This window comes from Lysinibacillus sphaericus (assembly GCF_002982115.1).
GTDB lineage: Bacteria > Bacillota > Bacilli > Bacillales_A > Planococcaceae > Lysinibacillus > Lysinibacillus sphaericus.
In genome coordinates, this window is record NZ_CP019980.1 from 3,520,545 (window position 1) to 3,534,155 (window position 13,611).

13 protein-coding genes are annotated in these 13,611 nt (G+C 38.2%); all 13 read right to left on the reverse strand.

What is annotated here, in order from left to right; all coding sequences use genetic code 11:
* Positions 1 to 51: 51 nt before the first annotated feature.
* Positions 52 to 1,311, reverse strand: a complete 1,260-nt coding sequence (locus tag LS41612_RS17455; protein WP_024361962.1) for a competence/damage-inducible protein A — start codon at positions 1,309 to 1,311, stop codon at positions 52 to 54.
* Between the two features lie 17 nt (positions 1,312 to 1,328).
* Positions 1,329 to 1,907 (reverse strand): CDP-diacylglycerol--glycerol-3-phosphate 3-phosphatidyltransferase, encoded by a 579-nt coding sequence (gene pgsA / locus LS41612_RS17460; RefSeq protein WP_024361963.1) that lies wholly within the window; start codon positions 1,905 to 1,907, stop codon positions 1,329 to 1,331.
* Positions 1,908 to 1,954: 47 nt separating this feature from the next.
* Positions 1,955 to 2,866, reverse strand: coding sequence for a helix-turn-helix domain-containing protein (locus tag LS41612_RS17465; protein ID WP_172583013.1), 912 nt, complete (start codon positions 2,864 to 2,866; stop codon positions 1,955 to 1,957).
* A 16-nt stretch (positions 2,867 to 2,882) separates the two neighbouring features.
* Positions 2,883 to 3,671 (reverse strand): DUF3388 domain-containing protein, encoded by a 789-nt coding sequence (locus LS41612_RS17470; RefSeq protein WP_024361965.1) that lies wholly within the window; start codon positions 3,669 to 3,671, stop codon positions 2,883 to 2,885.
* 227 nt (positions 3,672 to 3,898) lie between these two features.
* Positions 3,899 to 4,156 (reverse strand): DUF3243 domain-containing protein, encoded by a 258-nt coding sequence (locus LS41612_RS17475; protein ID WP_024361966.1) that lies wholly within the window; start codon positions 4,154 to 4,156, stop codon positions 3,899 to 3,901.
* A 48-nt stretch (positions 4,157 to 4,204) separates the two neighbouring features.
* The gene (gene ymfI, locus LS41612_RS17480) at positions 4,205 to 4,933 is read right to left on the reverse strand and encodes an elongation factor P 5-aminopentanone reductase (RefSeq protein ID WP_024361967.1); all 729 of its coding nucleotides are present in this window, start codon (positions 4,931 to 4,933) and stop codon (positions 4,205 to 4,207) included.
* Entirely contained in the window at positions 4,933 to 6,231 is a 1,299-nt protein-coding gene (gene yfmH / locus LS41612_RS17485) for an EF-P 5-aminopentanol modification-associated protein YfmH (RefSeq protein WP_024361968.1), read from the reverse strand. The genes ymfI and yfmH overlap by 1 nt, the downstream gene beginning before the upstream one ends.
* Positions 6,228 to 7,499 carry an EF-P 5-aminopentanol modification-associated protein YfmF gene (gene yfmF, locus LS41612_RS17490; protein ID WP_024361969.1) on the reverse strand — a complete coding sequence of 424 codons (1,272 nt, stop codon included), beginning with the start codon at positions 7,497 to 7,499 and terminating at the stop codon, positions 6,228 to 6,230. The genes yfmH and yfmF overlap by 4 nt, the downstream gene beginning before the upstream one ends.
* A gap of 221 nt (positions 7,500 to 7,720) precedes the next feature.
* Entirely contained in the window at positions 7,721 to 8,680 is a 960-nt protein-coding gene (locus LS41612_RS17495; protein ID WP_024361970.1) for an ABC transporter permease, read from the reverse strand.
* 1 nt (position 8,681) lies between these two features.
* Positions 8,682 to 9,728 carry an ABC transporter permease gene (locus LS41612_RS17500; protein WP_024361971.1) on the reverse strand — a complete coding sequence of 349 codons (1,047 nt, stop codon included), beginning with the start codon at positions 9,726 to 9,728 and terminating at the stop codon, positions 8,682 to 8,684.
* Positions 9,728 to 11,275 carry an ABC transporter ATP-binding protein gene (locus LS41612_RS17505; RefSeq protein ID WP_024361972.1) on the reverse strand — a complete coding sequence of 516 codons (1,548 nt, stop codon included), beginning with the start codon at positions 11,273 to 11,275 and terminating at the stop codon, positions 9,728 to 9,730. The genes LS41612_RS17500 and LS41612_RS17505 overlap by 1 nt, the downstream gene beginning before the upstream one ends.
* A gap of 354 nt (positions 11,276 to 11,629) precedes the next feature.
* Positions 11,630 to 12,712, reverse strand: a complete 1,083-nt coding sequence (locus LS41612_RS17510; RefSeq protein WP_024361973.1) for a BMP family lipoprotein — start codon at positions 12,710 to 12,712, stop codon at positions 11,630 to 11,632.
* A 53-nt stretch (positions 12,713 to 12,765) separates the two neighbouring features.
* Positions 12,766 to 13,494: a GntR family transcriptional regulator gene (locus LS41612_RS17515; RefSeq protein ID WP_024361974.1), complete on the reverse strand. Its 729-nt coding sequence runs from the start codon at positions 13,492 to 13,494 to the stop codon at positions 12,766 to 12,768.
* Positions 13,495 to 13,611: the final 117 nt, after the last annotated feature.

A 13,611-nucleotide genomic window follows, 5' to 3' on the forward strand; every position in this document is an offset into this window, starting at 1 on the left:
AACCTGTACATGCATCTTACACTTTTAGAAGTGATAGACTTGTGAAGCAAGCTAAATACGTTTCTTGTAACCTCGTGCTTCCAATTGCTGCATTAAATAGTGACAAGTAAACTTCACTGCACGCAATCGGTTTGTATTGCGCATACCCGATAAGTGAAGTAAATACGTAATTGGCTCTTCGTCATCTATGGCAATACCAATCCATACCGTTCCTACTGGCTGATGGTCATGTGCTGTAGGACCAGCCGCACCTGTTAGTCCGATACCGATACTTGTACCAAATTTTTGACGTACTGCACTAGCCATTGCCGCAGCACATTCACTGCTCACAATACCATGCGTATCTAGTAATTGTTGAGAAATGCCAAGCTGCTTTACTTTCGCATCTTCGGTATAGGTCACCAGTCCTCCAATGAGCACGTTGCCTACACCTGGTATTTCAGCCAGCTCTGATTGAAATAAACCTGCTGTTAAACTTTCTGCCGCAGCAATCGTTAAATTATTGTCCTGCAACATTTCCACCGTTTTTGATGCGAGTGAGTCATCATTTATGCCATATTGATAGTCGCCAACAATAGCACGAATTTCTGCCACTTTTGCAGCAATCAACTGGTGCGCGTCGTCCTCTGATTGGGCCTTCGCTGTTACGCGTAAAGTGACCTCTCCATCAGCTGCTAGCGGGGCAACCGTTGGATTGGTTTGTGTATCTAAAATATCCTGTACATGTACTTCTAACTCTGCTTCCCCAATACCATAAAAACGCATTACGTGAGACACAATTACTCCGCCATCATTAAGCATTTTACCAAGCTTTGGCTTCGCTTCAAATTGGAACATCGGCTCTAATTCTTTTGGAGGGCCAGGAAGTAAAATATAAGTGCAATTATCTTTTGTTAAAATCATTCCTGGTGCCATACCATGATGATTAGCAAGCACCTCACTACCTGCTAATATTAGCGCCTGCTTGCGATTATTGTCCGTCATTGAACGGCCTCGTTTAGCAAAAAACTCCTCAATGTATGTCAATGCAACTTGATCGAATACAAGGTCTACTCCAAGATGACGAGCGATCGTCTCCTTCGTCAAATCATCCTTTGTTGGACCTAAGCCTCCTGAAAAAATAATGAGATTAGCGCGCGATTCCGCAATGCTAATTGCTTCTTCTAACCGTTTTGAATTGTCACCAACAACGGTATGATAAAACACATTAATTCCTAACTCAGATAGCTGATTTGAAATAAATTTTGCATTTGTATTTGTAATCTGTCCAAGTAATAACTCTGAGCCAACTGCAAGGATTTCAGCATTCATAATCCACAAGACCTTTCTTATTTAGACTCAAGTAACACACGTCGATTTAGATAGAAATAATCCCATCCAGACCATAGTGTAAAGAATAATGCAATATATAGCATTATTTTATCAAATGGGATACCGAAATACACAAATATTGTATTGTGTAAAAGGGCTGCTGCAATCGCAACAATTTGTGCCCATGTTTTGATCTTGCCAAGCTGATTGGCTGCTACTACTTCTCCACCGCCTGCAAGAATTAAACGTAAGCCAGTTACAGCAAATTCGCGGCTAATAATAACAATAATAATCCAAGCTGGTGCCATACCAAGCTCTACCATTAGAATAAACGCTGCAGAAACAAGTAACTTATCTGCTAATGGGTCTAAAAATTTACCAAACGTTGTTACAAGATTATACTTTCTCGCATAGTAACCATCTACCCAATCCGTAGTCGATGCAATAATAAAAATAAGAGCTCCCACAAAATGATGGACTGGCATCTCTGCACTAAATAAGGTCATTGTTCCCCAGCCGAAATCAAACATCATAACAATGACAAAAAACGGAATAAGTAAGATACGTGAAATGGTAATTTTATTTGGAATGTTCATTTTACTAACACCTTTCATGATGAAAGAAAGTAGTCATCATAGGATGACTACTGTTCTTTATTGAAATTGACGACAATATTTTGCGTTACGATTTGCTGTGCATACGTTAAAAGCTCGTCATTAATATAGACCTTAGCTTGCGTAGAATTACCTAAACGAATACGTGCATAGCTTTGAGCTGTTGCATCAAACTCTACAATTTCCCCCGCTTTATACACACGCGTATCAGTCAGTAATTCTTGCTGCTGTTGGTTACGAATACCAATAAATGTAGGTCCTGATACTTCAATTCGTATTTTAAATGTATCAGTACCCGTTAAAGTGTAAGATGTTGTAGCGCCATCTGCTTCGATTGTACCTGCTGAAATCGTTTGCTTAACCTCTTCGGTTTTACTATCATCTGGTGTTACATCTTCTGTCTGCTCTTTTTCTGTATTAGCTTGAGCTTTTTTATCTTCTTCCTCTTTTTCTTTTTCATTATCTATTGGTTTTGGTTTTTTATCGTACTCCACCATTGGTGTCGAATCATCAAATTCACTTGATCCTGTTTTACTTTTTGATTGTAACAGAACCCAAATTGCAACAATAATAACGATAATAAATAAAGCAACAATGACTTTTGGCATGGCCTCCATCATTTTGTTCGAAGGGCTTTTTGAAACCTTTCTTCTAGTTGAAGTTTGAGTCAATGATTGGCTAACTTGGTCGTTCGGTGTCCCTGGCAATTCGCTTTTAAATGTCTCTAAAATTTCCTCTGGATTTAACCCAACAGCCTCTGCATATTGTTTAATAAAAGCTCGTACATAAAACGAACCTGGCATAATTGAATAATTGCCTTCTTCAATACCTACTAAATAACGTTTTTGAATTTTCGTTATTTCTTGTAAATCGTCTAAGCTGTAGCCTTTAGACAGTCTCGCCTCTTTCAGTCGAGTCCCTAATTCCGCCACTAATAACACCTACTTTAATATCAAATTAAAAATTAAATCCTCCAAATGAATCGGATTCGGACATCATATGATTTTTTTCCATTATTTCATAAGTAATTTCTTCATCTGGGTGATGCCGTAGTTCAATGATATAATCAAAATCCTCAATCTTATATTCAGAATGCTGAACAAACATATCTGGATGCTCTACAACTTTAATCGAAGGCATATTCATCATTTCACGCACTAATTGCAAATGTCGCTCATCAGCGGAACGACGTGTTACAATGCCGTCCAGTATAAAAATATTATTGTCACTGAATTCATCGCCTGCAAGCTTATTACGAATAGTTTGTTTAATCATTGTAGATGATAAAAAAATCCACTTTTTATTGGCACAAACACTTGCCGCAACAATAGATTCCGTTTTACCAACCCGAGGCATCCCACGTATCCCAATGAGTTTATGACCTTCCTTTTTAAAGAGTTCTGCCATAAAATCCACTAAAATACCTAGTTCATCTCGGACGAAGCGAAAAGTATTTTTTTCATCTGCATCTCGAGGAATATAATGACCATGCCTAATAGCTAAACGATCACGGAGTTTTGGTTGTCGAAATTTAGTAACGTGGATATGTTCCATTGTCGAAACAATTGTACGAAAACGCTCAATTGCTTCATCATTGTCTGTATGCACTAGCATACCACGCCGGTCTTCATCGACACCATTTATTGATATAATATTGACACGAAGCATCCCTAAAAGTGAAGCAATATCTCCTAATAATCCAGGGCGATTCACCTGAATTTCATATTCAAAGTACCAATCGCTCAAACACACTCGTTCCCTTCCTATTAGTTAACGTAAAAAATCTTTTATAAGTTCCATCATAGCTGATTTTTTATGTAATGGAAAGTTAGAATACATGGAATTATAGCGTTATTTTTAAATTCTTACTAAAATTTATTGTCCCACCGGAAATAGACTTACATACGTTCCCTTTTCCACGCAAATATCGATTTTTAATATAGAAAAAAGAGGAGAGTAGCTCTCCTCTTTTTTTACTGTACATGTTTATTTTGCACAAGTTTTACGACACAATTCGCCAACGCTTGCTTTTCATCATCAGAGGCAACGCCCCATAAATCCGACAGCACTCGTTCTTGTTCATTTTTAGGGTCGATATTTGTCGCCAAATATTCGCCAATTTGTACAGCAGCTTGTTGAATCATTTTCTTTGGCATACCGCTTGATTCAGCCTGCATAACATTTTGTCCTAAAAAAGATGTCCATTTTTGCCAGTTTTCTAAAATGGTCATATGTTTCCTCCTCCTTTACACATGTAGTATGTGCAAAAAGAAGAGATATTATATGTACCAACCACCATTTAATCGAATTATTTGTCCTGTCACATAATTTGCTTTTCCTGACAGATAAAAACGAACCATTTCAGCTACATCTGTTGTATGACCGACTGAACCTAATGGAATATCTTCTAAAATGTACTGTAGTTCTTCATTACTTAAATGATTATTCATCGAAGTATTGATAATGCCTGGGGCAATTGCATTAACACGAATACCAGATAATGCAGCCTCTTTGGCATAGGACTTCACAAAAGCATGCTGCGCACCTTTTACCGTTGCGTAAAGTGCTTCTCCAGCAGATCCTGCTTCGCCCCAAATAGAACCGATAAAAAGCACATAACTGACATCATGAGTACGTAGTTTTGAAGATAATAAAGCTGTTAATTGCATCGGGTTTTGCACATGAACACGCCATAATGCATCCATTTCCTCCGCTGTTGTATCCTCCAACAAGGCATAATGTGCTTGCCCGTTCGCAAAAACAATTGCTTGGACACTAAATACTTGTGAAGCCAATTTTTGCGCTGCTTGTATATTTGTAAAATCTCCTTGTACAAGCATAAATTCCTGCGCTGGAAAATCGCCTGCGAGCGTATCACATAAAACTTGTGCCATTTGCTTGTTATGGGCATAATGCACGTAGAGAGACCAGCCGTCTTGTGCCAAACTTCGACAAATAGCACGACCGATCTCACCCGATGCACCTACTATTAGGGCAAATTTTTTCATTATGCGCCCTTTTCTGTTGGTAACACTTTGAATACAGTTTGTTGAGATTCACCTTGGATAGAAGCAAACGCTTTAGTTAAATCTTCAATTGTTAATTCTTCTAAGACAGGGACAACGTCGAATAAATTCATATCATTAAAAGAATAACGTGTAAATTGATTCGCGATAAATTCGATTGAATTTAATGCACGTAAGAAAAAGCCGATTTTTTTACGCTTGATGCGTTCTAAATCTGCACTGGCAAATTGCGCACCTTTTTCGTATTTTTCTAATTCAGCTTTAATGGCTTTTGCTAATGCATCAGGTTCTGTAGAATCAGAGCCAATCAACGCAAAGCCAAAACCTTTTTCTAACGTAAAGTCAAACGCATAGGATTCATCAATCAAGCCTTCATCATAAACGCGTTCATAAAAGCTTGAAGTTCGCCCAAAAATAAGCTCTAATGCAATTTGTACGGATAGCTCATGTTTTAACATTTCTCGGCCAGACAAATTCGTGTCTTTCGCTTTTAAGCCCATGTAGACCTTTGGTTTTTGCACATCCATGTGCAATGTGCGTTCTTTTACAGCAACATCCGTTGGCTCTTCCTCAAAGAAACGCTGAATTGGTGTAGGCTCTGGGAACTCTTTTTTGCCTTGATTTTCACGTATAAATGCCATCATTTCTTCAGGCTCCACGGCACCAATAGCAAATAATAGCATATTAGATGGATGATAAAACGTATTGTAACACGTATATAGATGGTCAGCTGTAATGCCGTCAATTGATTCAATTGTCCCCGCAATATCAATTTTCACTGGGTGAGTATGATACATATTTTCAATTGTGCCAAAGTATAGGCGCCAATCTGGTTGGTCATCATACATTGTAATTTCCTGACCAATGATCCCTTTTTCTTTATTAACCGTAGCCTCTGTAAAGTATGGCTCTTGAACAAAATTCAATAGAGTTTCAGTGCTTTTATAAATATTATCTGTTGATGAAAATAAATACGCAGTCCGTGTGAAAGAAGTAAAAGCATTGGCTGAAGCACCATATTCGCTAAATTTTTGGAACACATCGCCATCTTCTTTTTCAAACATCTTATGCTCTAAAAAGTGGGCAATGCCATCCGGTACTGTAATGCTTTGCGATTCTCCAAGCGGTACAAATGTGCGGTCAACAGAACCGTACTTCGTTGTGAACGTTACAAATGTTTTTGAGAATCCTTTTTTTGGTAAAATATAGACATCCAAACCATTCTCTAGTTTTTCATAGTAAAGTGTTTCATCTAATTGTTTGAATTCAATTGTTTTCATTGTGCGGTTTGCTCCTTTCCACTTAAGAAATAGACCGCTTCTAACTTCACTTGTTTCGCCATGTCGACAACATCTTCTTTTGTCACAGCTTGCCACTTCGTTGCCCAAGCTTCGACAGAAAATTCCTCTGGTAAATCTTTGTATTGGTCAAAAATTTCAATTTGACCACGCGCAGAATCAAGCGATTCCTTTAACTGATTTGTCAGCATCGCTTTCGTTTGGTCTAATTCTAAATCGGTAATATTCCCTGCTTGTATTGCCACAAGTTGTTCTTTAATCAAATTTAGTGCTTTTTCTTCATTTTTCGCCTCAATGCCAGACACCACAAATAATAAGCCATAATGTGATGCATATGAGCTAGAAGCATAGTAGGCCAAACTTTCTTTTTCACGAACATTCATAAATAATTTGGCATGTGGATAACCACCGAAAACACCATTAAAGATTTGCATTTTAGCAAAATCTGCATCACCAAATCGCACTGGTGTACTAAAGCCAATATGCAGTTTCCCTTGCTTCATTTCCTGTTGTTCGCGTACATAATCATTTTGTGGGTGTTTCTGAGGCACAACAGTTGGAATTTCTTCTGGTACACGATCTTTAAAAGGCAGTGCCTTTTTAAGTTTTGCAACAAGCTCATCTTCATTGATATCGCCTGCAACATAAATATCGATTTTGTCAGTAGTTAGCATTGATTCGTACGCTGCCACTAAAGATGCTGGAGTAATACTTTGGATGTCTTCCACTGTCCCATTTGCTGAAATAGAGGCAGGCTCATTTGGACGTAAAATTTCTTGAAGACGCATCTGTGCAAAGCGAGACTTATCATCAAAAATAGATTCAATACGTTGAATGACCATTTTCTTTTCGCGTTCTACAATGGATTCCTTAAATATACCGTTTTCTAAATTCGGCTCAAAAATTGCTGTATGCATGATGCCTAGCACATCGTTTAATACACTTGTATTCGCCAAATATTGATCGTTTACGGTTTCAACATTCATCAATACCGTATGCTCGTTACCACGCTTTGATGTATCAAAATACAACACTGTTCCGTATAGGTCATCTAAAAAACTACGAAAAGCAGCAGTTGTTGTATATTTTGCATTGCTATGTTGCAATACATTGGTTAACACCGTACGTTCAGACGCACTTTTGGCTGTTAATGCTCTTCTCCATTTTATCGAGAAATTTACTGTTTTAAATTGGGTCGTTTGTCGGATATGCAAATTGACACCTTTTGCAAAAGGTATTGTTTTAAACATATGAAACCCTCCTATCTTTCTTAATATAACAATGTACTACAAATACTATACATGTCTATTGTCTATAATTGCAAAAAGAATCCAAAGTATGTATGTGGAAAAGTAAAATAATTTACTGCATAAGGCAAAAGACTGGGCATGGTTTGCCCAGTCTTTTTATTCGCTTCATTTCTTTCCAACCTCGTCCAGTCATTCAACGAATAAAACCTGTTGCCTGATACTTATCGTTTGCCTTTAATGTAAGGTTGACCACTTGCTTTTGGTGCATTTGCTTTCCCAATAAATCCGGCTAACGCAAAAATCGTTAATACATAAGGTAAAATTTGTAGATATACTGCTGGAATATCTTGCACATACGGAATTTGATTCCCTGCAATACTTAATGTTTGGGCTAAACCAAAGAATAACGCTGCCCCAAGCGCTCCGATTGGATGCCATTTACCAAAAATCATCGCCGCAAGTGCCATGAACCCTTGCCCAGCAATCGTTGCATGTGAGAAATTCCCTGTAATTGTTTGTGCATAAACCGCACCACCCAGACCACCAAGTGCACCTGAAATAACAACAGCAATATAGCGCATTTTATTAACTTTTACACCCATTGTATCAGCTGCCATTGGGTGTTCTCCTACTGCACGTAAACGTAAACCAAATGGTGTTTTATAAATGATGAACCAAGCACCAATTGCCACAGCAAAGGCTAAAATCGAAGTGCTATATACGTTATGGAATAATAATGGTCCAAAGAACGGAATATCCTCTAAGTAAGGAACAGCAAAACGACGAATTGGTTGTTCAATCATATCTGTCTGACCTTTATCATAAATCATTTTCACTAAGAATACTGTAACCGCTAAACCAAGTAAGTTAATAGCTACCCCAGAAACCGTTTGATCGGCACGGAATGAAATCGCTGCGACAGCATGTAGCAAGGAGAAAATTCCTCCGATAACCACTGCTGCAAGCATTGCCACCCATACTGTTGCGGAACCTAATTGTGATGCATACTCTAAATTGACAAAAATACCAACAAATGCGCCGACAATCATTAAACCTTCTAGCCCGATGTTAACAACACCTGAACGTTCAGAGAATACACCACCGATTGCAGTGAAAATTAATGGTGTCGCATAAAGGATTGCAGAAGGGATGATGAAATATAACATTTCTAAAAAGCTCATGTTATTGTCCCTCCTTTTTCTTACTTAACTTTTGTAATCCTACTCGAATAACGTAGCCTGAAGCTACAAAGAAAATAATCAAGGCGATAATAATTGATACGATTTCCTCTGGAATACCTGCAGCATTCGGCATATTAAGCGCACCATATTTTAACGAGCCAAATAAAGAAGCCCCGAATACTACGCCAAGAGGTGTATTTGCCCCAAGTAAGGCAACAGCGATACCATCAAAACCAATCCCTGTGAAGCCAGCTTTAATGGATGCATTTTGGAAAGTACCAAGTGCCTCCATGGCACCACCAAGACCAGCAAACATACCTGAAATCGTCATAGCTAATATAACGTTTTTATTGACACTCATACCAGCATATTCAGCCGCATGTTGGTTAAAACCAACTGCTTTTAACTCATAACCACGCGTTGTTTTTTCTAAAATAAACCACATTACCATTACCATCAGAAGTGCAATCAGAATCCCATAGTGAAGACTTGAGTTGTCTGTTAGCTCTCTTAAAAACGGAGAACGTAATGAAGCCGATTCAAGAACACGTTCTGTTTTAAAGCTACCATCTGACAATTTTTTTATAACAGCGTTCGCAATATAAAGCGCTGTGTAGTTTAACATAATTGTCGCAATTACTTCATGAACTTTAAATTTCGCTTTTAAGAAACCTGCAATAAAGGCCCAAAATGCACCTGCTGCTGCTGCTGCAAGTAATGCCAATGGCAAGTGAATAATTTTTGGTAGTTCAAAAGCATAGCCAACCCATGCTGCTGCAAGCCAACCTAAAATTAACTGACCTTCAACCCCGATGTTGAATAAGCCAGTACGGAAAGCAAATGCTACCGCTAGACCTGCTAAAATATACGGTGTTATTTGACGAATTGTGTTCCCGATTGAATATGAATCTCCAAAAATACCTGTCCAAAGAGCACTATACCCTTGGATTGGGTCATAGCCGCTGACTACCATTACGATAGCACCAACAATTAAACCGATAATGATTGAGATGATAGGAACGAGTATATTAATGACACGATTTGACATTAGTCGTTCCCCTCCTTCGCTATATTTGTGCTATTTTTTTTACTTTGTCCCGCCATTAATAGACCAAGCTCTTGCTCTGTTGTTTCTTTTGGATTTAACTCATCCACAATTTGACCGTCATAAATAACAGCGATTCGGTCTGAAACATTCATTACTTCATCTAATTCAAATGAAATTAATAATACGGCTTTCCCTTTATCACGCTGCTCGATTAGTCGAGAGTGAATAAATTCAATTGCCCCTACGTCTAGCCCACGTGTCGGAAGTGCTGCAATCAGTAGATCTGGATCTCGGTCAATTTCACGACCAATAATCGCTTTTTGCTGGTTACCACCCGAAAGAGCTCGTGCAGGCGTCATCTCGCCATTCCCTGTACGCACATCATATTCTTGAATAACTTGTTTCGCTTTTTCCGATACCTTTTTATAATCCATTACAAAGCCTTTAGCAATCGGTGGTTGATAATATGTTTGGAGTGCAATATTGTGACCGATTGGGAAATCTAACACTAGTCCATGCTTATGACGGTCTTGTGGAATATGCCCTACACCTTGTTCAGTAATTTTACGTGGTTTCATGTTCGTTACATCTTTGCCGTTAAGCTTTACCGTACCGCTTTTCACTTTACGTAAACCCGTAATTGCCTCGATTAACTCTGATTGACCATTACCATCAATACCAGCAATCCCGACAATTTCACCTTTGCGAACATTAAGGTTAAGACCTTTTACTTTATCGATATTACGGTAGTCTGTTACGACTAACTTCTCAATCGTTAGTACTTCCTCGGTTGGATTAGCATCTATTTTTTCTGTTTTAAACTCAACCTGACGACCAACCATTAATTCTGCTAATTGGTCAGGGTTTGTTTCAGCCGTTACAACTGTACCAATCCCTTCCCCTTTACGAATAATTGTCACTCGATCAGATACATCCATAATTTCTTTCAGCTTATGTGTAATTAAAATAATCGATTTACCTTCAGCGATTAATCGGCGCATAATTTGAATAAGCTCTGTAATTTCTTGTGGCGTTAAAGAAGCAGTCGGTTCATCGAAAATTAAAATTTCTGCGCCACGATATAGCGTTTTTAAAATCTCAACACGTTGCTGCATTCCTACAGTGATGTCTTCGATTTTTGCATTTGGATCTACATCGAGCCCATACTTCTCAGAAAGCGCTTGCACCTTTTTCGCTGCATCTTTAATATTGACTACACCCATTTTTGTAGGTTCAGAACCTAAAATAATGTTTTCTGTTACTGTAAAGTTTTCCACCAACATAAAGTGTTGATGCACCATGCCAATCCCCAAATCATTGGCAACATTCGGGTTTGTAATTTTAACAGCCTTCCCACGAACACGAATTTCTCCACCCTCTGGCTGATACAGACCGAAAAGGACGTTCATTAAAGTCGATTTACCTGCACCATTTTCTCCTAGCAGTGCATGAATCTCGCCTTTTTTTAGTTGGAGGGTGATGTTATTATTTGCTACGAATCCACCAAACTCTTTGCGGATTCCAAGCATCTCAATCACGTATTCCAATATTGTCACTCCCTTATTAGGCAATTTTCTCTAAAATAATTTTTATTCACTGGTGTATTTCTTCCTGCCTCTATTGCAATACAGCACAACCCTCACCTAAAGATAAGGCATTTTCTAATTGAAAAATAAATTAATACAGGAAAGGTCATCGTTAGAAACCTTTCTTCTATTAACTTGTTACCATCATATCTTAAACTTACGATAATCTAATATAATAATTCTATTTATATATGAAAAAATATATAAAAATAAAATGTATCCAAACAGAGTATTACAAATAGTCGAAATATAACGATAGATTGAAAAATCATCATAAGGGCAGTTGTAAAGCCCTTATGATGATTAAGAGATGAATTATTTTTCCACTTTTTCTGGAACTACGATTTCACCGCTAGCAATTTTTTCTTTATATTCGTCAATAACAGCTTGTACGTCTGCTGGGATTGCACCACGAGAATCAGCCAGTTTCACACCGTCTTCAGCAAGACCGTAAACAACTGTTGTACCGCCTGGGAATTCACCGTTTTTCGCTTTGTTTGAGAAATCTACTACAGCTGTGTTAACACCTTTTAACATAGAAGTTAAAGTAACGTTTGTTTTATCATCTACTTTACCTTCATCATATTGGTCAGCATCTACACCGATTACCCATACGTTTGCCTTAGGGTCTTTTGCTTTACGCTCTTTTGCTTCAGAGAATACACCGTTACCAGTTGCACCAGCAGCGTGGAAAATAATATCTACGCCTGAAGAGTACATGCTGTTAGCAGCAATTTTACCAAGGTCCGCTTTATCAAATGCACCTGTATAGTTGCGTTGAATTTCGATATCAGGGTTAACAGCTTTAGCACCTTCAACGAAACCAGCTTCAAAACGATTGATAACTGGAATATCTACGCCGCCCACGAAGCCGATTTTACCTGTTTTAGACATTTTAGCAGCCGCTACACCTGCTAAAAATGCACCTTCTTGCTCTTTGAAAAGAATAGATACAACGTTGTCAGCTTTTACTTCAGCATCGATTAATGCAAAGTGTTTGTCTGGGTTGTCAGCAGCTACCGCTTCAACAGCATCAGCCATCATGAAACCAATACCAAATACTAGGTCGAAGTTACGACGTAGTAAATTGTTTAAGTTCGTTTCGTAGTCAGCATCAGAAGCTGATTGTAAGTAGTCGAAACCACCCTCACCTTTTTTCAGGTTGTGTTCTTTACCATAAGCTTGAACACCTTCCCATGCTGATTGGTTGAATGATTTGTCGTCAACGCCACCAACGTCAGTAACCATTGCTACTGAAAAAGTTTCTTCTGTCTTGTTATCGCCTGATGAAGCATTGTCTTTTGCAGGTTTTTCTTCGTCTTTCGTACCACATGCACCTAAAATTGCACTTGCAGCTAAAACTGATGATAAGACTAAACCAAATTTACGTTTTTTCATTTTGTTAACCCCCCAAGGTATTGTAATTAGCAGGAAAATAATTTAGAAATGTTCTACACCCGTTTACGTACTACATGGAAGCTGAATTTATCAGCTCGGAAATAATTTTTTGAATACAGCACTACTTGATCATTGTCATCGTAATGGAGCTGTTTCAATACTAAAAGAGCTGTTTCACGACCACAATTTAAAATCGGTGATGCTTGTTCATGATACCCAACCGGATCAATATACGTTACAGCATAGGCAACATGAATTTTACCCGATTGCTCAAGTGCCGAGAAAAGGGAAACTTCTTTTTTGTCAACAAAGTCAGTAGGCAGGAAGCTAGCTGGTAGTTTGTCTATACAATAAACTACTGGCTCACCATCTGCTGTTCTGACGCGTTCAATCGTGAGTATTTTATCTTCGCCATCACATTGGAAGCGTTTTAAATCTTCATCAGAAGGGATATTCTCAGTTGCCTTTAAAAACTTAGACCCTGGTTCCATACCTGCTGTTTCGATCATAGAAGAAATACTGGATAAATGCTCGATGCCTGATGTAAACAACGGCTTAGGATTGACAAATGTACCAACCCCATGTCGACGCACAATCACATTTTCCTCTTCCAACAGTCGAAGCGCCTCTCTAAGTGTTGCTCGACTTACTCCTAGTGATTTCGATAATTCAAATTCTGATGGAAGTTTTTCATTTTCTTTGAAAACGCCCGTCTCGATGTCAGACTTTAAACGATCAATTACTTGAAGATAGAGATGACGATGATCTGCTTTAATAGTCACATAAATCACCACCAAAATCAGAGATCAGACATCTGATGTACAACATTCCTACTAATCGTTCATAAATATAACATTTTTGCAGAATGAAATAAACTATTTTGAGCAAAATCAATAATA

What these genes read in the sequence shown, in the direction of transcription:
- LS41612_RS17475 (WP_024361966.1), bottom strand. Translation starts at nt 4,156, where the DNA reads ATGACCATTTTAGAAAACTGGCAAAAATGGACATCTTTTTTAGGACAA.
- LS41612_RS17495 (WP_024361970.1), bottom strand. Translation starts at nt 8,680, where the DNA reads ATGAGCTTTTTAGAAATGTTATATTTCATCATCCCTTCTGCAATCCTT.
- yfmF (WP_024361969.1), bottom strand. Translation starts at nt 7,499, where the DNA reads ATGTTTAAAACAATACCTTTTGCAAAAGGTGTCAATTTGCATATCCGA.
- LS41612_RS17500 (WP_024361971.1), bottom strand. Translation starts at nt 9,728, where the DNA reads ATGTCAAATCGTGTCATTAATATACTCGTTCCTATCATCTCAATCATT.
- LS41612_RS17455 (WP_024361962.1), bottom strand. Translation starts at nt 1,311, where the DNA reads ATGAATGCTGAAATCCTTGCAGTTGGCTCAGAGTTATTACTTGGACAG.
- LS41612_RS17510 (WP_024361973.1), bottom strand. Translation starts at nt 12,712, where the DNA reads ATGAAAAAACGTAAATTTGGTTTAGTCTTATCATCAGTTTTAGCTGCA.
- yfmH (WP_024361968.1), bottom strand. Translation starts at nt 6,231, where the DNA reads ATGAAAACAATTGAATTCAAACAATTAGATGAAACACTTTACTATGAA.
- ymfI (WP_024361967.1), bottom strand. Translation starts at nt 4,933, where the DNA reads ATGAAAAAATTTGCCCTAATAGTAGGTGCATCGGGTGAGATCGGTCGT.
- pgsA (WP_024361963.1), bottom strand. Translation starts at nt 1,907, where the DNA reads ATGAACATTCCAAATAAAATTACCATTTCACGTATCTTACTTATTCCG.